Here is a 20,903-nt window from a genome sequence, read left to right as displayed (position 1 = left end):
TGAAAATGTCACCAAGAGGTACGGCCGGGTTATGGCGCTGGACAAATTCGACCTGGACGTGGCGCCGGGAGAATTTGTCACCTTCCTGGGGCCTTCGGGGTCCGGCAAGACGACGGCGCTGAACATTCTGGCGGGCTTTGCCGATGCGACCGAGGGCGAGGTGTTCATCGGCGACCGGTCGGTGGGCGGGCTGCCGCCGGAAAAGCGCAACGTCGGCATGGTCTTTCAAAGCTATTCGCTGTTCCCCCACCTGAGCGTGTTCGAGAATGTCGCCTTTCCGCTGCGCCTGCGGGGCGTGGGCGGGGACACGCTGAAACGCAAGGTCGGCGAGGCGCTTGAGATGGTGCACCTGTCGGATTTCGCCGCGCGGATGCCGAACGAGCTGTCGGGCGGACAGCGCCAGCGCGTCGCCTTTGCGCGTGCGGTGGTCTTTGATCCGCCGGTGCTGCTGATGGACGAACCGCTGAGCGCGCTGGACCTGAAGCTGCGCGAGCAGATGCAGCTTGAGATCAAACGATACCACGCGCAGATCGGCTGCACGATCATCTTTGTCACCCATGACCAGGGCGAGGCGCTGACCCTGTCGGACCGTGTCGCCGTGATGCGGGCAGGCCGGATCGCACAGGTCGGCAGCCCCAAGGAAATCTACGACCGCCCCAATTCCCAGTATGTGGCCGAGTTTATCGGCAATACCAATCTGTTCCGCATTGACGCGGCGCAGGGCGGCGCCTGGGAGATCGCGGGTCTGGACTGTCGGTTGCCCGCCATCGCGGACAGGGACCCGGCGCGGACCGGGCTTTCCGTCCGCCCCGAGAAAATCAGGCCGGTGGATGCGTCGCAGGACGGGTCACTGGCCTTTGATGCCCGGCTGACCGAGGTCATCTTCAAGGGCGATCATGTTCAATACGCTGCCGTATCGTCCGGTGGCGCGCCGCTTGTCTTTCAGGATCACAGGGGTCCGGGCAGCGGCCTGATGAAAAGCGGCGACCAGGTCAGGCTTGGCTTTGACCCCAATGATGCCGTCCCGGTTGCGCTCGATACGGCGTGACCCCCACCAAGGAGGAGTGAAATGAAACATACGAAATTCGCAATCGGCACGGCGGCGCTGCTGGCGCTGGCCCAGCCTGCATTTGCCCAGGACAAGGTCCTGACGATCGCCGGCTCTGGCGGTGTGGTCAAGGAGATCACCGAGAAGGTGTTCCTGCCCGCCTACGAAGAAGCGACCGGCTGGAGCACGAAGTTCATCGCCGCTGAAAGCAATATCCTGCTGGAGGTTCGCACGATGCTGGCCAGCGGAAAGATGCTGTACGACGCGATGGAGGTCTCGGCGGCGAGCTACCCCATCGGGGTAAAGGACGGCCTGCTGGCCCCCATCGACTATGACCTTCTGGACCCCGACGGCGAACTGCCCGAACAGGCCAAGAAGGAATTCGGTGTCGTTGCCGCCGCCTATTCCACCGTGCTGGTGCAGCGGACGGACAAGAACCCCGAGGGCAAGAAGATGGAAAGCTGGGCGGACTTCTGGGACGTGGAGACGTTCCCCGGCCCGCGGTCTTTGAACCCGCAACCGCAGTACACGCTGGAATTCGCCCTCTTGGCCGATGGCGTGGCGCGCGAAGACCTCTATGATGTTCTCGGCACCGAAGAGGGCCTGGACCGGGCCTTTGCCAAGCTGGACGAGATCAAGCCGCACATCCCGGTCTGGTGGTCCTCTGGCGCGCAGTCGGTGCAGCTGTTGTCCGATGGCGAGGTGTTCTATTCCAGCACCTATAACGGGCGCGTGGCCAAGCTGCAGGAAAGCGGCATCCCGGCCGAGATCGTCTGGAACGGCGGTGCGTTGCACACCAGCTATGTGGGCATTCCGAAGAACGCCCCGAACTACGAGGCGGCGCACGACTGGATCCGCGTGCGCACCATGCGCCCCGACCTTGAGCTGGAGTACGTCAAGCAGCTGCCCTATCCGAACTTCGCGCCGGGTCTCTTTGACGCGATGCCCGAGGACGTGGCCAAGACGATGCCGACCTACCCGGCAAACGCGGATGTGCAGTTCGTCGCCGACGATACGTTCTGGGCCGAAAACCTCGATGAAATTCGCGAACGCTTCGACGAATGGCTGCTTGAGTAACCGCTCCGGCGGCGGTGGGGGCAAAGCCCGTTCCGCCGTCATGGGTCCGATCCGGGGTGCGCGCGGCCCAGAGCCGCGCCGCCGAATGTGAAGGTGGAAAGAACTGATCATGAAAATTCGTCCGATCCTTTGGCTGTTTCTTCCCGCCGCGCTGCTGCTTGGCGCCTTCATCGTGCTGCCCTCTTTCGATCTGTTCCGGGCAAGTGTCTTTGACCCGGAATTCACCACCAAGCATTTCCAGCGGCTGTTCGAGAGGGGCGTCTACCTGGACGTGATGTGGCGCACGATACGGGTGTCGCTGATGGTGGCGGTGCTGTGCACGGTGATCGGCTACCCGGTGGCGTTCTTTATCAATCTTCAGCCACGTCGGCGGCAGACGATACTTCTGTTCCTGATCCTGATCCCGATGTGGATGTCGATCCTGATCCGAACCTATGCCTGGATCGTTGTGCTGGGCCGCGACGGGCTGGTGAACGAGGCGCTGGCCGCGCTTGGCTTCACAACCGAGCCGGTGCAGATGCTGTTCACCTCGGGTGCGGTGCTGGCGGCAATGGTCCAGATCCTGCTGCCGATCCAGATCCTGACCTGCTACGCCGCGATGACCGAAATCGACCTTGACCTGATCCGCGCCGCGCGGGTGCTTGGCGCACGGCCCAGGCAGGCGCTGGCGCGGGTGTTTCTGCCGCTTAGCCTGGACGGGACGCTGACGGGTCTGGTGATCATCTTCATGCTGTCGATGGGCTTTTTCATCACGCCCGCGCTTCTGGGCGGGCGTCAGGACATGATGATCGCCAACCTGATCGAATTTCAGGTTCAGCGCCTGAACTGGAGCTTCGCCGCAGCACTTGGCGTCGTGCTTCTGGTGCTGACGGTGGGCATGATCGTGCTGCTGCGCGGTGGCGGCCGGATGTTGGCGCGACGCATCCTGAAGGGAGGGCTGTGACATGCAGACGATGAAACCTTCGCTGCTGCTGACCGGGTATTTCTGGCTGATCGTGGCTTACATGATCTTTCCGGTGATCATCGTGATCCCGGTATCCTTTGCGAGCAGCGAGTTCCTGCGCTTTCCGCCCGAGGATTTCGGCATCCGCTGGTATCGCGCCTATTTCACCGATCCGATCTGGATCGCCGCGACAATCACGTCCTTCCGGGTCGCGGTGCTGTCGACGCTGATCTCCACCACATGCGGGACGTTGGCCGGGCTGGCGATCAGCCGCTCGCCGCAGCGGATGCAGTCGCCGCTGACCTATGCCGCGACGGTGCCGATCGTGATCCCGCATATTTTCATCGCGCTGGGGGTGTTCATTCTCGCGCTGCGGATGAACCTCACGGACAGCGAGATCGCGCTGGCCTTTGCCCATGCCGCCGTCGCCATGCCCTTTGTCGTGCTGATCACCAGCGCGGCGATCCGGCAGATCGACCCGACCATCGAACGCGCCGCGCGGGTTCTGGGCGCGGGGCCGGTGCGCGCATTCCGCGTTGCCACGCTGCCGCCGCTGATCCCGGCCATCGTGGCGGCGGCCATCTTTGCCTTCTTCGTCAGCTTCGACGAGCTGATCATCGCCCAGTTCCTTATGAAGGGGAGCGAGACGCTGCCGATGCGGATCTGGGCCGACCTGCGGCTGGACATCAGCCCCGTCGTTGCGGCGGTGTCCGGGCTGCTGATCGTCGTCACAACCATCGCCATGGCCTGCGCCGAAATCCTGCGCCGACGCGCAGTCGCGACGCTGGCCCCCTGAAACATATCAGACCAAGAGGACCACATGGGCATCAGATACGAAAAGGACGGTCCGGTTGCGACCTTCACCATCGAAAACGGCAAGGTGAACGCCTTTACCCCCGAGATGCACAAGGAATTGCATGACGCGGTCAGAGAGTTCTGTGCCGACCGGTCGGTGCATGTGGGCATTCTGACCGGTGCCGGGGACAAGGCGTTTTGCGCGGGCGACGACATCAAGAACCCGCATGGGCACCAAACCCAGGACAAGGCGATGACGGCGCATTTCTTTCCCTCCACCCCGGAGGAGGCACATCTGCGCCCCGGCTGGGAGCGCGAACTGCGGTCGCTGGAGCGGTTCAAGCCCATCGTGGGGGCCATCAACGGCCCTGCCGTGGGGATGGGCGCGATCTACATGTTGAACCTGACCGATATCCGGGTCGCATCGCCCAATGCTTTTATCGGTTTGCCCGAAATCGCCTACGGCATGGCGGGGGCAGGGGGGTCGACCCAGCTGGCCAAGCAGGTGCCGCCCGCCGTGGCCATGTGGATGGTGCTGCTGGGCGAACGGATGCCTGCCGAGGAGGCGCTGAAACACGATCTCTTCAACGAGGTGGTGCCGCAGGACCGGTTGATGGCCCGCGCCCGTGAACTGGCCGACCGGATCGCGTCCCTGCCGCCAATCTCGGTCCGGGTCGAGATGGAAGTGACCAGGCGCGCGATGGACCTGTCGCGGAACGAGGCGTTGAACCTGACGTCGCATCTCTATCGGTTGCAGCGGGCGGCGCTCATGTCGAAAGGCGAACACCAGTCCCTTCCCCTGGCGGACGACTGAAGCGGAGACAGAAATGACCAAAGACTACGGCATTGCGGCCATGCAGGAGCGCCGCGCCGCGGCCGAGGCCGCGACTTACCCTGAAACATTGGCTGCCCTTGTCGACGGGGCGGCGGCGGACCACCGGGACACAACCCTGGCCAAATGGCTAGAGACCGGCCAGACCATGACCTATGCGGAATTCGCGGAGGCGAGCCGCAGACTGGCCTCGTCCTTTCTGGCGCAGGGCATCCGCAAGGGGACCCATGTGGCGGTCATGCTGCCGAATGTGCCCGCCTATCCGCTGACCTGGGTGGCCCTGGGACGGATCGGGGCGGTGATGATCCCGGTGAACATCCACTACACCCAGCAAGAGCTGACATTCGTGCTGACCGATGCGGACGCGCAGTTCCTGGTGATCGACGAGACGGCGCTGCCGTCGCTGGACGGGATGGCGGAGCTGCCGCCTTTGATGGACATGTCCCGTGTCATCCTGCGTGGCGGCACCCGTGAGGGCACGCTTGACTGGGACGCCCTGTTGCGGGACGGCGCGGCGGATTTCACCGCGCCTTCGGCGGTGTCGCGGACCGATATGCTGAACCTCCAGTACACGTCCGGAACCACCGGTTTTCCCAAGGGATGCATGCTGAGCCACGATTACTGGGTGCTGCTTGGCGCGCTTGCCGCGCATTGGCGCGGGGCGGCGGGCGATGTGCGCAATGTGCTGATCTGGGCGCCCTTCAACTATATGGACCCCCAGTGGCAGTTCCTGATGACCATGTGCCTGGGGGGGACCGCCAAGATTGCGCCGCGCATCAGCCTGAGCCGGGCCTACGACATCTTTGTAAGCGAAGAGATTCATTACTGCATCTTCCCCGAACCCGCGCTCAAGGCCTGGCCGGAGGGTGAAAAGGACAAGGCACTGCACCTCAAGTACGTTTCAATCTTCGGCTGGCGCGAGGACGCGCGGCAGGAAGTCGAGCGCCGCTTTGGCTGCGTGGCGCGCGAAAGTTTTGGCATGACCGAGGTCGGCGGCGCGCTGATGGTGCCCGAGGCCGCGGGCGAGAAGGCCTATCAGCGCACCTGCGGCCTGCCCGCCGCCTTTCGCGAGGTGCGGATCGTCGATGACAGCGGCAAGGATGTCGCCCAGGGCGAGATCGGCGAGCTTTGGGTGGCGGGACGCGGCATCCTGTGGGGCTATTACAAGCGCCCCCAGGCCAATGCCGAAGGGTTCTCGGGGCGCTGGTTCCGCACAGGTGATCTGTTCCGCCAGGACGATGACGGGTTCTTTCAGATCGTCGGGCGGATCAAGGACATGATCCGCCGGTCCGGCGAAAACATCGCCGCACAGGAGGTCGAGGCGGTGATGAATGCCATGCCGGGCGTGATGGAAAGCGCCGCCGTGGGCGTGCCGGAGCCGGGGCGCGGCGAGGAGGTCAAAGTCTACCTGCTGCTGGCCGATGGCAAGACCCCTGCGGACGTGCCGCCCGAGGCGGTGATCGAACATTGTTCGGCACGGCTGGCGAAGTTCAAGACCCCCCGGTTCATCGCCTATGTCGATGCGTTTCCCCGGACGGTGTCGAACAAGATCCGCAAGAACGCGATCCTGCCCGAAGGCGCAGACCCCCGCGCCGGGACATGGGACCGGGTCGAGGGGCGGTGGCTGTCGGATGCCGATACGGGCGCGGCAGCGGGGTGAAAACCCCGCCCCCGGCGTCAGCCAGCCAGATGCAGGTCGATGAAGTCGGCGATCTGTGCGTTGATCTGGGGTGTATGCATGTGGGGCGTCGCGTGACCGCCACCCGGCACATGTATCATCTGGGCCGTGCCGCCCCGCGCCTGAAGCTGGGCCTGAAAGTTGTAGCTTTCGGTGATCGGCACCACGCTGTCCGCGTCTCCGTGGATCAGCAGAAAGGGCGGGCTGTCGGCGTTGCAATGGGCGACGGGGCTGGCGTGCCACGCGACTTGCGGCGCGTCAAAGACGGTCTGACCCAGCAATTGCGTGACAGGCGCGGACAGCAGATTGTCCCGACCGGCACAGAGGGTGATCAGGTTGGAAGGACCGTAGTAGTCGACAACCGCCCTGATCTTGACCGCGGGGTCGGCACCGAAGTCTGTCTGCGCCGTGGCCAGCGCCGCCAGCGCGGCGAGGTGCCCGCCTGCGGACAAGCCCAGCAAAGCCAGCCGTTTCATGTCCAGCCCATGTTCCGGCGCGATCCGGCACAGCAGGCCGAGGGCCGCGTTCACGTCCTGGATCTGGGCGGGAAAAACCTGGTGCTGGGACAGCCGGTATCCCAGGCTCGCCACGGCATAGCCGCGTTCGAGAAGATACCAGGCGCGCACGATCTTGCGGTCCCGCTTTGCCCAGCTGCCACCGTGGATATAGGCGACAACTCCGCGAATTTGGCCCTGCGGCAGATAGAGATCGACCTGCTGACGCTCATGCTCTCCGTAGGGGATATCGGGCAGGATCGTGGTGCCCGGTGGCGGCGGAATGTCGGGCATTGATTTTGGGTCTTGCGACATGGCGGAGTCCTTTGTTCTTTGCTGGAACATACTGCTGCGCCGGGTCCTGCAGCGACAAATGAAACAGGAGGGGTATTTCAGAACCTGTGGTTATGAACGCTTACCTAGTAAACAGAATTGCTACATGAGCAATAGTTATGAATTGGTCATCAATCGGTATTTTTTCTCGCCGGACAAGGCCTCTACGTTGAAGAATTATAAACTAAGTCAAACTTAACAGGGAGTTTTGGTCAGACTATGTCCATCATACCTATGATCTCGGAATTTCATGCCGACATGACGGAGTGGCGGCGGGATTTCCATGCCCACCCGGAATTGAACTACGAGGAACAGCGGACATCGGACCGCGTGGCCAGTCTGCTCGAAAGCTGGGGCATCGAGGTTCACCGTGGCTTTGGCAAGACCGGCGTTGTCGGGGTTCTGCGGCAGGGGAACGGCCCGGGCGCCATCGGTCTGCGTGCGGATATGGACGCGCTGCCGATGCAGGAGCAATCGGATCTGCCCTACAAATCCACCAATGACGGCGTGATGCATGCCTGCGGGCATGACGGACATACGACAATGCTGCTCGGCGCGGCCCGGTATCTGGCCGAAACGCGCAATTTCTCCGGCACGGTGGTGTTCATCTTTCAGCCCGCAGAGGAGCGCGGCTCTGGCGGCAAGGCGATGATCGCCGACGGGCTGTTCGAGAAGTTTCCATGCGATACCGTATGGGCCGTGCACAACACGCCGACCATTCCCAAGGGCAAGGTTGCCGTGCGATCAGGCCCGGTGATGGCGGCGGTGGACGGGATGCGTATCCTGATCAAGGGCAAGGGCTGCCACGGCGCACGGCCCCAGGCGGGCAACGACCCGATTTCGGTCGGGGTGCAGTTGCACACCGCCTTCCAGCACATCGTCACCAAGAATATCGACCCCGTGGAAACCGCGCTGGTCAACGTCACCCAGTTCCATGCGGGTACCGCGGTCAACGTGGTGCCGCCCACCGCGGAACTGGCTGCGACCATCCGCACCTTCAGTGAAGATGTCCGCCAGACCATCAAGCGGCGGGTTCACGAGGTCGTCAAGGGGGACCGTCATCTTCAACGGCGGCCCCCGTGCACTGGTCGGTCTTGTCGGTGAGAACGCCTTGGGCGAGGCTTATGTGCGCCAGACCCAAGAGGTTCTGAAACCTGCCGCGAATATCGTCTTCAACTTTGCATCGCGCGAGGATCTGATGCCCGACATTCCCGGCATCATGACCTTTGGCAAGACCCGGCATGGCCGTCTGTGCAACATGGCCAACCTGACCGCGACCTGCCCCGAGCTGGCGCCGGAGGGCTGGCATCAGTATGTCGCCTATGTCGTGCCGCGCCCCGCAATGGGTGATTTCGACAGCGACGATGAGGTCGAAAAGGGGTTCGAGGATCTGCGCGAGCAGTTCCCGGGCTTTGATGACAAGGTCAATATGCTTTCGGTTCGTGTGATGCGGGATGAATGGCCGGCGCAGCGGACCGGCGCGGGCTATGACATGAGCGTGACAACCCCGGTCGATGCGCTGTGGTGCGTTGGCGATGCGGTCAAGGAATACGGCAACGGCGGAACCCAGGCCTGCGCCGTATCCGCGAAAGAGGCTGTGGACAAGGCCTTGGCGGCCCGAGGCATCGCCCAATCGGAGGCCCACAGCCTGGCGACATGAGTTCAGCCGTTTGGCCGTTGAGCGCCGCGTCGAGAGGCGCGGCCTTCAGCGGTCATCGTGGCGAAGATCCGGGCGTCCAGGCCTCCCGCTGAGCGCCCATACTTCGCGCGATCCCCGGCCTGTCTGCTCTTAAGGGTCGGGGATCGTTTTTATTGCTTCGGGCATTTCGGGCTGTGTGTTGCGCGCGGGTCTTCGGCTGGCTGGGTCTGCCGGTCGGGCTTCGCGCGCGGCGAATTGGTTTTCAGGGGAATATGGCAGGCCGCTGTCGCGCTGCAATGCAGGGACATTGGCGAAACGCAAGAGTGTTCGATGCCGAACCCGGTGCCATGCCTCGGGGCAGTGAAGCGCCGGTCGACCCGTCACATGCCCCGGCAACGGATGCCGGGGCCGTCTTCGGTCAAAGGTCACAGACGCTTGGCGACTTCCTCAAGCATGACTTCGGTCGCGCCTCCGCCGATGCGCAGGATCCGCGCGTCCCGCGCCATCCGCTCGATCGGTGTGCCGCGCATGTAGCCGGTGCCGCCATGAAGCTGAAGACAGCCGTGGACGACCTCATGCAGGATCTCGGGCGCGATCGACTTGATCATCGCGGTTTCCCGGCTGACCGGATGGCCTGCGTCCTTTGACGCGGCGGTCTGGTATGTCAGAGCCCGGATCATCGCCACCTTGGAGGCGAGATCGGCGAGCCGCAGGCGGGTGGCCTGCTGGTCCCACAGGGTCTTGCCGAAGGCGCGACGTGTGCGGACATAATCCAGCGTCAGCTCGATAGCCTTGGCGCCCTGGCCCGAACACATGGCACCGATCATACGGCGTTCATGTTCGAACCCCTGCATGATGCAGCCAAAGCCCCGGTTTTCCTGTCCCAGCAGGTTTTCGCCGGGGATCCGCATGTCTTCGAACACCAGTTCGGCCGTGTCCGAACATAGCCAGCCGTGCTTTTCAAGCTTCGACGCGACCTTGAAGCCGGGCGTGTCCGTCGGAACGATGAACATTGAAATACCGCGCGCGCCGGTGTCCGGCGCGTCGGTGCGGGCGGCGAGGATCACGATGTCGCCATAGACCGCATTGGTGATGAACATCTTGGTGCCGTTGATGATCCAGTCATCACCGTCGCGCACCGCCTTGGTCCGCAGGCCGGCCACATCGGACCCGGCCCCCGCTTCGGTCACGCCCACGCAGCAGACGGTTTTACCCTCAATGATGTCCGGCAGCCATTTCGCCTTCTGCTCTTCGGTGCCGAATCGCGTGATATGGCTGGCCGACATATCCGTGTGCACGGTCACCGACGAGGTGAAGCCGCCGAAAGAGCAACGGTCGAGTTCTTCTCCGAACACGACGGACGCCAGCGAACCCATATTGGTGCCGCCGTATTCTTCCTCGTGCTGCATCCCCAGCAGGCCCATCTCGCCCAGCTTCCGATATATTTCGCGCGGGATCTTTCCGTCGCGTTCCCAGGCGTCGCCATTGGGAATGACCTCTTTTTCGACGAAACGCCGGACCTGTTCGCGTAGCATGACCAGGTCTTCGGTGACGCATTCGGGGTCTCTGAGGCGGAATCCTCCGTCTCCGCTGTCGGACAGTGCGGCGGCATTCATGTTCATCGGGCTCCTCCGGTCGAATTCGACATTGACGACACATCATTGCACAGACCGCCTCGGGGATGCTAGATAAAACATACGGACAGCCGGTTAATTTTTTGGGAGGACCCATGGCGGGAATCGAATACGCTCTGGATGGCGATCTGGCCAGCATCACCGTTAACCGCCCCGAGCGGCGCAATGCGCTTACGTCTCAGGATTGGGTCGATCTGGGCCGCGCGGCCAACACGGCCGTGGCCGACAGGGCGCGGGCCGTGCTTTTGCGCGGGGCAGGGAGCAGTTTCTCGGCCGGGTTCGACATTTCCGAAATTACCCCTGGCGAGGTCGACGCGTTGGAGCTGGTCGACGGGATCGTGAACCCCGCCCTGCTTGCGATTCGCCAGATACCTGTGCCAACCGTTGCCGCCGTCGAAGGCGCCTGCGTCGGCGGCGGTCTAGGCATCGCCGCAGCCTGCGACGTGATCCTTGCCAGCGAAACGGCAAAGTTTGCAGTGCCTTATACGCAGATAGGAATCATGGCGGATGCTGGCGCGCATCTCTTCCTGAGAGAGGCCATCGGTTATCAGCGGGCGGCGGATCTGATCTTCAGCGGCAGGATGCTGTCGGCACAGGACGCCCTGACCCTGGGACTGTGCGCTCAGGTCTCTGATGCAGCGGCATTTGAACAAGAGGTCGACGCCTATGTCGGGGCATTGGCCAAGGGGCCGACTCAGGCCCTGGTCCGCTCGAAAAGCATTCTGCGCAGCGTGCAATCTGTCGAGGAGGGCCTGGCCGTCGAGGCCAGGCTTCAGGCCGAGGTCTTCGAGACGCAGGATGCCTATGAAGGCATCACGGCCTTCCTGCAGGGACGAAAGCCGGTCTTCAAGGGCGAGTGAAGCTGAAACGGTGGCGCCGTGTCGTTGACAGGGCCGCTAACACATATTAAAAGGATGAATGTCCGGTTTTAGATTTTGACGCTGTAGTGCGCTTCGAAGCTGACCGAAAACCCAATCAGGGAGGATGCCGTGGACGGCAATATCAAGTCGAAGTGGGACGAGCTGATCCAGCCGGGACTGGTGCACGGGTCGCTCTATTATGATGAGGCGATCTTCAAGGAAGAGGTCGAGAAGATCTGGTTCAGAACCTGGGTCTACATCGGCCACGAGAGCGAGATCCCTAACAAGAACGATTTCGTGACCAAATCCATCGGTCCGATGCCGGTGCTGATGGTGCGCGACAGCAATGGCGACATCCAGCTGCTGCTGAACCGCTGTCCCCACCGGGGTAATGCGGTCTGCGTGCAGGAAAAGGGCAACCGCGCGCGGTTCACCTGCCCGTATCATTCCTGGACTTTCTCGAACACGGGCGATCTGATCAACTACGCCTTCCCGGAAGGCTACAAGGGCACCGACAAGTCGCAGCTGGGGCTGGGCAAGGTCACCCGCGTGACCAATTATCGGGGGTTCATTTTCGGGTCGATGGCCGCCGAAGGCCCGACGCTGGAGGAACATCTGGGCGGGGCCAAGCGGTGTCTTGACCAGCTGTGCGACAACTCTCCGACCGGAGAGATCGAGATTTCGGCAGGCTTCCTGCAGCACCGGACGCGCGCGAACTGGAAGTTCATCCTTGAGAACGAATGCGACGGCTATCACCCGGCCTTTGTCCATTCGTCGATCTTTTCCGTCTCGGACAGCGCGATCGGGGATCTTTATGGCAACGAGGCCGTCGCGGTCACTCGCAGCTTTGGCTATGGCCATGTCGAGGTTGATCCGCGCCCGGAATTTCGCCGCCGCGACGCGCCCTTGAGCTGGTTCGGTACGACAGCCGAGCGTCTGCCGGATTACGTCAAGCAGATGGAGGAAAACTACGGGCCGGATCGTGCCCGCCAGATCATGATCGACGGTACGCCGCACACCATGATCTTCCCCAATCTCTTCATCGCCGAGATCCAGATCTTCGTCATTCAGCCGGTCTCGGCCAATGAATCGATCCAGCATTCCACGGCCATCCAGTTCAAGGGGGCCCCGGATATCAACCGGCGCCTGCGGCAACAGACCATGGGGTCTGTCGGGCCTGCGGGCTTCCTTCTGGCGGACGATACGGAAATGTACGAACGCAACCAGCGCGGCCTCGAAATCCGCCAGCCGGAATATCTTTACCTCAAGCGCGGGGAGCACCGCGAACGGCGCGACGAGGATGGCTATCTGATCGCACATTCGACGGATGACATGCCGTCGCGCGAGATCTGGAAACATTACCGTCAGATGATGGAGGCAAAGTGATGAATGACGCCGCCGAAATCGCCGGGCCCGACATCCTGAAGGAATGGGTCGGACAGCCTCGGGTTTACGAGAAGTCCTTCAATCCCGAGCTGTATCACGAGGTCCAGCAGTTCATCTTCCGCGAGGCGCGGTTGCAGGACATCCACGACTATGACGCCTGGGAGGCGCTCTGGACCGATGACGCGCTCTACTGGGTGCCCGCCAACGGGACGGATACCGATCCCGAACGGCAGATGTCGCTGATCTATGACAACCGGTCACGCATCGCCCTGCGGATCCGGCAGCTCAAGACCGGGCGCAGGCATTCCCAGACCCCGCCGTCGCAGCTTGCCCGGGTGATCTCCAATTTCGAATTTCTGAAGTCGGACAGTGACGACATCCGGGTCATGTGCAACGCGCAAATTTTCGAGACCAATCTGCGTGGCGACACGATGTGGGCGTCGCGGAACGAATACACCCTGCGCCGCGTCGAAGGTGAGTTGAAGATTGCATACAAAAAGGTCGTGCTGATCAACAATAATAAGGCGATCTATACGCTGTCGTTCCTCGTCTGAGGGCGAGAAGGGAGGAAACGTGTTTCAAGGTGACGAAACTCTGGTTGGCGAGGGGCCAATTCTGCTGACCTATGGCAGCGGCATCGCCAACATCCAGCTCAACAGCCCGTCGACCGGCAACGGGTTTGATGTGCCGCTTATGAAGGTTTTTCACGATGTGATCATGCAGGTGCACGGCGACAACCGGGTCAGGGCAGTCATCCTGTCGGGCAACGGCAAGATCTTTACCGGCGGCGGCAACGTGAAGGATTTCGCCTCCAAGGGGGAGGAACTGCCGCATTACCTTCGGATGGCGACGTCCTACCTTCAAATCTGCGTCGCGGCGCTGGTCAATCTGGAGGTTCCGGTTGTCACGCGCGTACACGGGTTCGCCGCAGGCGGGGCAGGGATGGGGTTGGTCTGTTCCTCGGACATCGTTGTCTGCGGTGACAGCACCCGGTTCATGGCCGGGGCGACCCGTGTCGGCATGGCCCCAGATGGCGGGGCCACGGCAACCCTGTCCAAGATCATAGGCTTCCGCCGTGCGATGGATCTGGTCCTGACCAACCGCATCGTCGACGCAGCAGAGGCCGAGCGGATCGGTCTGGTCACCAAGACGGTGCCGGACAGCGAGCTAGACGATGTCGTACTGGACTATGCCCGGATGCTCGCCGCGGGGGCCCCCAAGGCCCTGTCCGCGGCCAAGCGGCTGATGTGGAACGGGCTAAGCCGCGGGTTCGAGGCGGCCTTGCCGGACGAGGCACGCGAAACGGCGGCCCTCTCGGGCACGCAGGACAGCATGGAAGGCCTGTCCGCCGTGATCGAGAAACGCGCGCCCAAGTTCCGAAACGCATGAGCGGCGTGGAAAATCGTCTGCGCGGTCTTTCCGCGCTGGTGACCGGCGGGGCCAAGGGGATCGGTGCAGGTATCGTGCAGCGTCTGGCTGCCGAAGGCGCCCGTGTCGTGATCTTTGACATCGACCGTGCGGCGGCGGAAGCCCTGGGAGAGGCGCGCGGCGGGTCGACCGAAGCCGCCGTCGTCGACCTGACCGATCAGGCGGCCGTGGCCGGTGAGATCGCGCGGCTCGGGCCGTTCGATATCGCGGTCAACAATGCAGGCGTCGACCAGCACGCCTTCTTTACCAAGACAACGCCCGAAGACTGGACGCGCCTTCTGGCGATCAACCTGCTCAGCGTCTTTGCCGTGACTCATGCGGTCTTGCCGGGGATGCAGGCGGCGGGCTTCGGGCGGATCGTGAACATCGGATCCGAGGCCGGGCGTGTCGGGTCGAAGGGCGGCTCGGTCTATTCCGCGGCCAAGGGCGGCGTGATCGCCTTTACCAAGTCCATCGCCATCGAAAACGCCCGCTTCGGCATCACCGCGAACAATGTCCTGCCCGGGCCGATCGACACGCCCCTGCTGCGCGCGGCGGTGGAAAAGGGCGGCGACAGCCTGATGAAGGCGATGGAGGGTGCGACGCTTCTGGGCCGTCTCGGCACGCCGGAGGAGGTCGCGGCGGCGGTCGCTTTCCTCGCCTCGCGCGAGGCGGGGTTTGTCACCGGAGAGACGCTTGGCGTGTCGGGTGGCATGGGAATTTCTGCAGGCTGATCGCTCTGGCCGTCAGCCGATCCGCTCGCGCAGATAATCCCCGATTGCCATGATGGACTGGCGGGCTTCGTCGAGTTCGGGGAACACCTGAAAGTGGTGAATCATGTCGTCCCAGACGACGACCTCCACCTCTGTGCCCGCCGCCTTTGCCCGATCTGCAAGCAGGGTGCTGTCGCCCAGAACGGTTTCGTTCCTGCCGACGTGCACGAGGATCGGGGGCAATCCCGTCAGGTCGCCATCCACCGGCGTCGCACGCGTGTCGCTCGGATCGCCGTCCTTGCCCAGATAAGTGCGCACCATAGCCAGGACTTTCCCGCGCTGCGTCAGCGGATCCAGTTCGGCAAGCGTGTCGTAGGTCTCGGATCGCGCCAGCATGTCGACCCAGGGCGACAGGAACACGGCAGCGGCGGGTAAGGGCAGCCCCGCGTCCCGGGCCGCCAACAGCGTCGCAAGGGCCAGCCCTGCCCCGGCGCTGTCGCCGCCGATCGCAATGTGGTCCGGCGGCGTGCCCTGATCCAGAAGCCAGCGATAAACGCTCAGGCTGTCCTCAAGTGCTGCGGGGAACCGGTGTTCGGGAGCAAGGCGGTAGTCGAACCCGAGGACGCGCTGGCCCGAGGCCTCGGCCAGATCCGCCATCAGCGGGCCGTGCGACCGGATCGAGCCCATCTGGTAGCCGCCGCCATGGCAGTACATCAACACGCCCGGACCCTCGCCGAACCACACGCCTGGGATGCCGTCCAGATCGACAGGCGTCTGATCGGGGGCACGACCGTTAGAGACAAGCTCGGCGAAACCCTCGCGCATCTGCTCAAGCGTGGTGCCGCGGCCCCAACCGCCGAAAATCGCCGCGATCCTGTCGCGCACCGCGTCCATCTGGGGGTGGGTCATGGGGCGGTGCCTTTCGGTTATTCGGGTTTGGACAGAAATCCGTGCAGGAAGACGTCGACCACCTGATCCGCATATTCTTCGGCGGACACCGGCCCCTTGGGATCGAACCAGGCGTAGGTGTAGTTGATCGACCCAAGCAGCGACATCGCATAGCTGGTGGCCAGGCGCGGCGTCAGGCGGTGCTGCTGGTCCAGCCGGGCCAGGATGTCACGGATGATGGAAATGATGCGCCGCTGCATGGCGCCGATGTCCTGCCGCTTCTTTTCGTCCAGTTGGTTCCAGTCATTGAGCAGGACAATCTGCTCTGACTGGTTTTCCGAGTTGATACGCATCATCGTCCGGGCCACCGCGCGCAGGTGCGCGTCAGGTTCCAGGCGTTCTTCGCCCAGCTCGACCAGCACGTCGAGCATGGAGGAGACGTGTTCCTCCAGAATCTGGGTCAGGATTTCCTCTTTGGAGGAAAAATAGTGGTACAGCGCCCCGCGAGACGACTGGCACGCCGCGGCCAGATCGACGATGGTGGTCGTCGAGAAGCCTTTTTCGGCGAACAGATTGGCAGCGGATTTCAGGATCCCCTGCCGGATTTCTGGATAGAGCTTGGATTGCGTGCGAGCCATAATATAACTAACCGGTTGGACGGACTACTATACCCGCTATCAGCGAATGGCTCTCTCATCAAGCAAGCATTGACATTAGGCGAAGTCATCGCTTGACGCAAAGGCCCGTGCCCTGGGCGGTGTCGCTCATGCCTCGATCATATTGCTGAACGCTTCATTGCGGGCGATGGCATCCGAGACCATGCGCTCGATCAGCTCGGCACAGGTTGGAAGGTCGCGGATCAGCCCCATGACCTGCCCGCCCCAGATGATCCCGCCGTCGACATCGCCGGACACCAGCGCCTCGCGCCCGCGACTGCCCGCCACCAGTTCGGCGACCTGGTCGAACTGAGCGCCAGGCACCGCAAGCCGGGACACGACCTCGTCGGAAATGCTGTTCTTGACCACCCGCGCGGTGTTGTTCAGGCTCCGGAAAATCAGGTTCGTGCCCATTTCGTCCAGATCCACGAACCTCTGCTTGATCGAAGGGTGGGCCGGGGCCTCCTGCGTGGCGCAGAACCTTGTGCCCATGTTGACCCCGTCCGCGCCAAGCGCGAGGGCTGCGGCCAGGCCGCGACCGTCGCCGATGCCGCCGGATGCGATGATCGGGATGGAGACCTTGTCCGCCGTCGCCGGGATCAGGACCAATGCGCCCACATCGTCTTCGCCCGGGTGCCCCGCGCATTCGAAGCCGTCGATCGAGATGACGTCGACGCCGATCTTTTCCGCCGAAACAGCATGGCGGACCGAGCTGACCTTATGGATCACCTTGATGCCGTTTTCCTTGAATTCGGGCATATGGTCGGTTGGCGCGCGCCCGGCGGTTTCCACGATCTTCACCCCGCCTTCGATGATCGCACGGCGGTATTCATCGTAAGGTACCGGGTTGATCGTCGGCAACAGCGTCAGATTGACCCCGAAAGGCTTGTCCGTCATGGTCCGGCACCGCTCGATCTCGCGGGCTAGGCCTTCGGGGGATCCGGTGGTCAGGGCCGTCAGCATGCCCAGGCACCCGGTGTTCGAAACGGCAGAGGCAAGTTCGGCCCGCCCGTAGAACGTCAGCCCGCCCATGACGATCGGCAGGTCAATGCCAAGCGTTTCGGTTACTCTGGTCTTCAGCTTCATCGTCGTCCTCCCGAATCCTTTGTTCTATCTTGCATAAGCCGGACGGTCGGTCCATTAATTTCTGAGGTACATTAGAAAATGGAAGGTTCGCACGTGCAGGACAACGCCCGGACACTCGATCTCGAAACGCTCAAGGCCTGGGAAGGGCGGACAGAAACCACGACCGACATGCTGGACCTGTCGGTGCTGTCGCGGTTGCGCGCCTTCCTTGCGATGGACCCGGCGGTCGCCGCTGGCGACCCGGTGGATGAGACCTGGCACTGGTGCTTTTTCCACCCTTCGGCTTCCGCGCACCAGTTGGGCCATGACGGGCACCCCAAGACCGGGGGCTTTCTGCCGCCGTTCGATCTGCCGCGCCGCATGTGGGGCGGTAGCCGGCTGACGTTTCACGACACGCTTGTTGCGGGAGAACAGGCCACCAAGGACTCCATCATCCTGTCTGTCGACCTCAAGACCGGGCGCTCGGGGTCGCTCGGCATCGTCAGGGTCCTGCATCGCGTCTTGCAGAACGGGCGGCTGTGCCGCGAGGAGGAGCAGGACATCGTCTATCGCGAGGCGGCCACCGGACCGCAGGGCCGCGCCAAGGCGCCGGACTGTCCCGAGGGCGCGACGGGGTCGACATCGGTGATGCCCGATCCGGTGACGCTGTTCCGCTTTTCCGCGCTGACCTACAACGCGCATCGCATCCACTATGACCGCGCCTATGCGACCACCGAGGAAGGCTATGCCGGTCTGGTGGTACACGGACCGCTGACCGCCACGCTGCTGGCGGGGTTTTCGCGGGCGGGCCGCGACCGGGCGCCGATGCAGAGCTATGAGTTCCGGGGCACAAGCCCGCTATTCGACAGCGAACCCTTTACGCTGAACGTCCGGGCGGAGGGCGACACCGACACCCTGTGGGCCGAACGTCCCGGCGGCGGCATGGCAATGAGCGCGACGGCGACCTACTAGCCGGACAGGAGCCCGGCGGACTGCGCCTGCCGGTTCAGGTCCTCGCGCAGATCGGGGTGGGCGACACCCAGCATGGCCCTGGCGCGTTCGGTCAGGGTCTTGCCCCGCAGATCCGCCGCGCCGTATTCCGTCACGATGATCCCCGCATCCGCCCGCGAAATGCTGACCGGCCCTGTCAGCGCCGGTACAATGGACGACACAAGCGACCCGTCGCGCCCTTCGCGCGCGGCGGGCAGGGCGCAGATGGGCAGCCCCCCCTGCGACAGGGCCGCCCCCCGCGCGAAGTCCGGCCCTCCGCCGACCGCGCCGACATAGGCCTTGCCTGCAAGTTCGGTATTGATCTGCCCCGTCAGATCGACCTCAATCGCCGAATTGACCGAGGTGAAGGCATTGAGCGCCGCAAGCCGGGACAGGTCGTGGGTGTAGGATGTGGGGGCCAGACGGATCTGATCGGTCTCATGGCACAGACGGATCGTCTTGTCCGCGCCGGTGATCAGCCCCGCAACCGAATAGCCCGTGTCGATCCCTTTCCGGCTGTTGTCGATGACTCCGCGTTCGATCAGGCGGGTGAATCCGTCGACGAAAAGCCCCGTGTGAACGCCCAGTTTTTTGTGTCCGTCAAGCGCGTCGAGAATGGCGGCGGGAATGGCGCCAAGACCCACCTGAAGCGTCGCGCCGTTCGGCACCAGTCCTGCGATCACTTGCGCGATGGCACGATGCTGGTCCGTGACCGTGACCGGCGGGGGAGGGGGCAGCGGCCGGGATGTGGGCACGATCACGTCAATATCACGCCCGGCGATCTCGACCAGACCGGGGGTCGCGGATGCCTGGTCGTTGACCTCGGCCACCACGAGGCGTGCGCTACGCACCAGCGGCCAGAGATATTCGCAGGCCAGTCCGAAACTATAGGTTCCGGGTTGGCGCCCCGGCGCCAGATGCAGCATCAGCACGTCGATGCGCGGCGGCAGGTAATCCGCGAAGCGCGAATAATGCACCGGCAGAATATCCAGCTTGCCGGCCTTGTGAAGCAGCCGCGTCCGTCCGGTGCCGCAATAGGCGGTGAAATGGACGTGATCGGCGTTGGCCGGGTCTATCGTATCGTGCCAGCCGACCCCGACAGAGGCGTTGATCCCGCCCAAGTCACGCCGCTGCGCCATCAGCGCGCGGGTCAGGGTCAGCGGCTCTCCCGAGGCCTGACCCCAGGTCACGGTCTCTCCGGGTCTGATCAGTTCGGACAGGTCGAGGGTGTCCGCCTCGATGATCCGGGGCATCAGGCGCTCTCGAAAATCGCGGCCATGCCCTGACCGCCGCCGATGCACATCGTCTCAAGCCCGTAGCGGGCTTTGCGGCGGGGCATCTCGTGCAGCAGCGTCGTCATGATCCGGCTGCCCGTTGCGCCAATGGGATGGCCCAAAGAGATGCCGGAGCCATTGACGTTCAGTCGCGGATCATCCTGGGGAATGCCCCATTCGCTAAGGACCGACAGCACCTGGCAGGCGAAGGCCTCGTTCACCTCGATCAGGTCCATCTGGCCCAGCGACAACCCGCTCCGCGCCATCACCCGGCGGGTTGCGGGGACCGGGCCGATGCCCATGTGCGAGGGTTCGCAGCCAGCGGCGGCCCAGCCGACCAGAAAGGCGTCGGGCGTCAGCCCCAGCTCTGCCAGCTTGTCCTCGGCCACGATCAGGCAGGCGGCGGCGGCGTCGTTCTGCTGGCTGGCATTCCCGGCTGTGACCACACCGTCTTTCATGATTGCGCGCAGTTTGCCCAGGCTTTCGGGAGTCGAGTCCGCGCGGATGCCTTCATCCTCGGTCACAACGACATCCTCGCCCCGGCACTGCGGAATGGTGATCGGCACGACCTCTTCGGCGAAACGGCCATCGGCCCAGGCGGCGGCGGCCTTCGCATGGCTTGCCGCGGCAAACCGGTCGGAATCCTCCCGGCTGATCTGATAGTCGCGCGCCAGGTTCTCAGCCGTTTCGACCATGCCGGAGATCATGCCGAACCTTTCCACCGGCTGCGACCGTTCGCGACCCCGGTCAAGCCGGTCGTAGAACATGGCCGACCCGGCCCGTTTTCCCCATCTCATGTCGGTCGCGTAAAATTCGATCCGGCTCATGCTCTCGATGCCACCGGCGAGGACCACCTCGCAGACGCCGGTTTCCACCATCATGGCGGCCGTCGCGATGGATTGCAGACCGCCGCCGCAGCGCCGGTCGAGCTGCATGCCCGGCACCTCGATCGGCAGCCCGGCCGACAGGGCCAGCCAGCGCCCGATGCAGGGGGTTTCGCTGTTGGCGTAGGACTGGGCAAAGACCAGATCCTCGATCAGCGTCGGGTCGATGCCCGACCGCGCGACCACCGCCTTGACGACTTGGGCGCCCAGATCCTCGACCGGCAGGTCGCGGAAGGCGCCGCCGAATTTGCCAATCGGCGATCTCAGGGGCGATACGATTGCGGCGCGGCGGGTCATAACGGGCTCC

Annotated in this window: 21 protein-coding genes; 14 read left to right on the top strand and 7 right to left on the bottom strand. The window is 63.5% G+C overall.

Annotated features, from left to right (window positions below; translation table 11 throughout):
* Window positions 1-31: 31 nt before the first annotated feature.
* The 6 genes from FIU94_RS19635 to FIU94_RS19610 all read left to right on the top strand — a co-directional run bounded on the left by FIU94_RS19635 (window position 32) and on the right by FIU94_RS19610 (window position 6,355).
* Window positions 32-1,048 (top strand): ABC transporter ATP-binding protein, encoded by a 1,017-nt coding sequence (locus FIU94_RS19635; RefSeq protein WP_254702702.1) that lies wholly within the window; start codon window positions 32-34, stop codon window positions 1,046-1,048.
* Between the two features lie 21 nt (window positions 1,049-1,069).
* The gene (locus tag FIU94_RS19630; protein ID WP_152467500.1) at window positions 1,070-2,125 is read left to right on the top strand and encodes an ABC transporter substrate-binding protein; all 1,056 of its coding nucleotides are present in this window, start codon (window positions 1,070-1,072) and stop codon (window positions 2,123-2,125) included.
* Between the two features lie 109 nt (window positions 2,126-2,234).
* A complete protein-coding gene (locus FIU94_RS19625; protein WP_152467499.1) occupies window positions 2,235-3,068 on the top strand; it encodes an ABC transporter permease in 834 nt (277 codons plus the stop codon).
* 1 nt (window position 3,069) lies between these two features.
* Window positions 3,070-3,864: an ABC transporter permease gene (locus tag FIU94_RS19620; protein ID WP_254702701.1), complete on the top strand. Its 795-nt coding sequence runs from the start codon at window positions 3,070-3,072 to the stop codon at window positions 3,862-3,864.
* Between the two features lie 24 nt (window positions 3,865-3,888).
* Window positions 3,889-4,677 carry an enoyl-CoA hydratase/isomerase family protein gene (locus tag FIU94_RS19615; protein ID WP_152467498.1) on the top strand — a complete coding sequence of 263 codons (789 nt, stop codon included), beginning with the start codon at window positions 3,889-3,891 and terminating at the stop codon, window positions 4,675-4,677.
* Between the two features lie 13 nt (window positions 4,678-4,690).
* Window positions 4,691-6,355 carry a class I adenylate-forming enzyme family protein gene (locus FIU94_RS19610; protein ID WP_152467497.1) on the top strand — a complete coding sequence of 555 codons (1,665 nt, stop codon included), beginning with the start codon at window positions 4,691-4,693 and terminating at the stop codon, window positions 6,353-6,355.
* Between the two features lie 17 nt (window positions 6,356-6,372).
* Here the strand turns inward: FIU94_RS19610 and FIU94_RS19605 are convergent, their stop codons facing one another.
* The gene (locus FIU94_RS19605; protein WP_172975973.1) at window positions 6,373-7,182 is read right to left on the bottom strand and encodes an alpha/beta hydrolase; all 810 of its coding nucleotides are present in this window, start codon (window positions 7,180-7,182) and stop codon (window positions 6,373-6,375) included.
* 237 nt (window positions 7,183-7,419) lie between these two features.
* Here FIU94_RS19605 and FIU94_RS19600 point away from each other — a divergent pair, with 237 nt between their 5' ends.
* Entirely contained in the window at window positions 7,420-8,304 is an 885-nt protein-coding gene (locus tag FIU94_RS19600; RefSeq protein ID WP_152467495.1) for an amidohydrolase, read from the top strand.
* 7 nt (window positions 8,305-8,311) lie between these two features.
* A complete protein-coding gene (locus FIU94_RS19595) occupies window positions 8,312-8,860 on the top strand; it encodes a hypothetical protein (protein ID WP_152467494.1) in 549 nt (182 codons plus the stop codon).
* Window positions 8,861-9,264: 404 nt separating this feature from the next.
* Here FIU94_RS19595 and FIU94_RS19590 read toward each other — a convergent pair whose 3' ends face one another.
* Window positions 9,265-10,374, bottom strand: a complete 1,110-nt coding sequence (locus FIU94_RS19590; protein WP_254702706.1) for an acyl-CoA dehydrogenase family protein — start codon at window positions 10,372-10,374, stop codon at window positions 9,265-9,267.
* A gap of 194 nt (window positions 10,375-10,568) precedes the next feature.
* Between FIU94_RS19590 and FIU94_RS19585 the strand changes: the two genes are divergently transcribed.
* The 5 genes from FIU94_RS19585 (at window position 10,569) to FIU94_RS19565 (ending at window position 14,860) form a co-directional block, all read left to right on the top strand.
* The gene (locus FIU94_RS19585) at window positions 10,569-11,333 is read left to right on the top strand and encodes an enoyl-CoA hydratase/isomerase family protein (RefSeq protein WP_172975972.1); all 765 of its coding nucleotides are present in this window, start codon (window positions 10,569-10,571) and stop codon (window positions 11,331-11,333) included.
* Window positions 11,334-11,462: 129 nt separating this feature from the next.
* Window positions 11,463-12,719 (top strand): Rieske 2Fe-2S domain-containing protein, encoded by a 1,257-nt coding sequence (locus tag FIU94_RS19580; RefSeq protein ID WP_152467492.1) that lies wholly within the window; start codon window positions 11,463-11,465, stop codon window positions 12,717-12,719.
* A complete protein-coding gene (locus FIU94_RS19575) occupies window positions 12,719-13,273 on the top strand; it encodes an aromatic-ring-hydroxylating dioxygenase subunit beta (protein ID WP_152467491.1) in 555 nt (184 codons plus the stop codon). The genes FIU94_RS19580 and FIU94_RS19575 overlap by 1 nt, the downstream gene beginning before the upstream one ends.
* Window positions 13,274-13,292: 19 nt before the next feature.
* Window positions 13,293-14,108: an enoyl-CoA hydratase/isomerase family protein gene (locus FIU94_RS19570; protein ID WP_254702704.1), complete on the top strand. Its 816-nt coding sequence runs from the start codon at window positions 13,293-13,295 to the stop codon at window positions 14,106-14,108.
* Window positions 14,105-14,860, top strand: coding sequence for an SDR family NAD(P)-dependent oxidoreductase (locus FIU94_RS19565; protein ID WP_152467490.1), 756 nt, complete (start codon window positions 14,105-14,107; stop codon window positions 14,858-14,860). The genes FIU94_RS19570 and FIU94_RS19565 overlap by 4 nt, the downstream gene beginning before the upstream one ends.
* 12 nt (window positions 14,861-14,872) lie before the next feature.
* Here the strand turns inward: FIU94_RS19565 and FIU94_RS19560 are convergent, their stop codons facing one another.
* The 3 genes from FIU94_RS19560 to FIU94_RS19550 all read right to left on the bottom strand — a co-directional run bounded on the left by FIU94_RS19560 (window position 14,873) and on the right by FIU94_RS19550 (window position 17,469).
* The gene (locus tag FIU94_RS19560) at window positions 14,873-15,748 is read right to left on the bottom strand and encodes an alpha/beta hydrolase (protein WP_152467489.1); all 876 of its coding nucleotides are present in this window, start codon (window positions 15,746-15,748) and stop codon (window positions 14,873-14,875) included.
* A gap of 17 nt (window positions 15,749-15,765) precedes the next feature.
* Window positions 15,766-16,365: a TetR/AcrR family transcriptional regulator gene (locus tag FIU94_RS19555; protein WP_152467488.1), complete on the bottom strand. Its 600-nt coding sequence runs from the start codon at window positions 16,363-16,365 to the stop codon at window positions 15,766-15,768.
* A gap of 126 nt (window positions 16,366-16,491) precedes the next feature.
* A complete protein-coding gene (locus FIU94_RS19550) occupies window positions 16,492-17,469 on the bottom strand; it encodes a nitronate monooxygenase family protein (RefSeq protein ID WP_152467487.1) in 978 nt (325 codons plus the stop codon).
* 78 nt (window positions 17,470-17,547) lie between these two features.
* On the opposite strand from FIU94_RS19550, the gene FIU94_RS19545 reads away from it, so the two are divergent.
* Complete coding sequence (locus FIU94_RS19545; RefSeq protein WP_152467486.1) at window positions 17,548-18,420, top strand: MaoC family dehydratase N-terminal domain-containing protein; 873 nt, start codon at window positions 17,548-17,550, stop codon at window positions 18,418-18,420.
* On the opposite strand, the gene FIU94_RS19540 is transcribed toward FIU94_RS19545, so the two are convergent.
* Together FIU94_RS19540 and FIU94_RS19535 are read right to left on the bottom strand one after the other, a co-directional pair.
* Window positions 18,417-19,691 carry an acetyl-CoA hydrolase/transferase family protein gene (locus tag FIU94_RS19540; RefSeq protein ID WP_152467485.1) on the bottom strand — a complete coding sequence of 425 codons (1,275 nt, stop codon included), beginning with the start codon at window positions 19,689-19,691 and terminating at the stop codon, window positions 18,417-18,419. The two genes, FIU94_RS19545 and FIU94_RS19540, sit on opposite strands and share 4 nt — an antisense overlap.
* Window positions 19,691-20,893 (bottom strand): acetyl-CoA C-acetyltransferase, encoded by a 1,203-nt coding sequence (locus tag FIU94_RS19535; protein ID WP_152467484.1) that lies wholly within the window; start codon window positions 20,891-20,893, stop codon window positions 19,691-19,693. Before FIU94_RS19535 ends, FIU94_RS19540 begins: the two co-directional genes overlap by 1 nt.
* Window positions 20,894-20,903 lie beyond the last annotated feature (10 nt).

It is taken from the genome of Sulfitobacter sp. THAF37, assembly GCF_009363555.1.
In the GTDB taxonomy this organism is placed as follows: Bacteria; Pseudomonadota; Alphaproteobacteria; order Rhodobacterales; family Rhodobacteraceae; genus Sulfitobacter.
The sequence above is the reverse complement of the archived record's forward strand: the minus strand, read 5'-3'. Positions and strand labels throughout refer to the sequence as shown.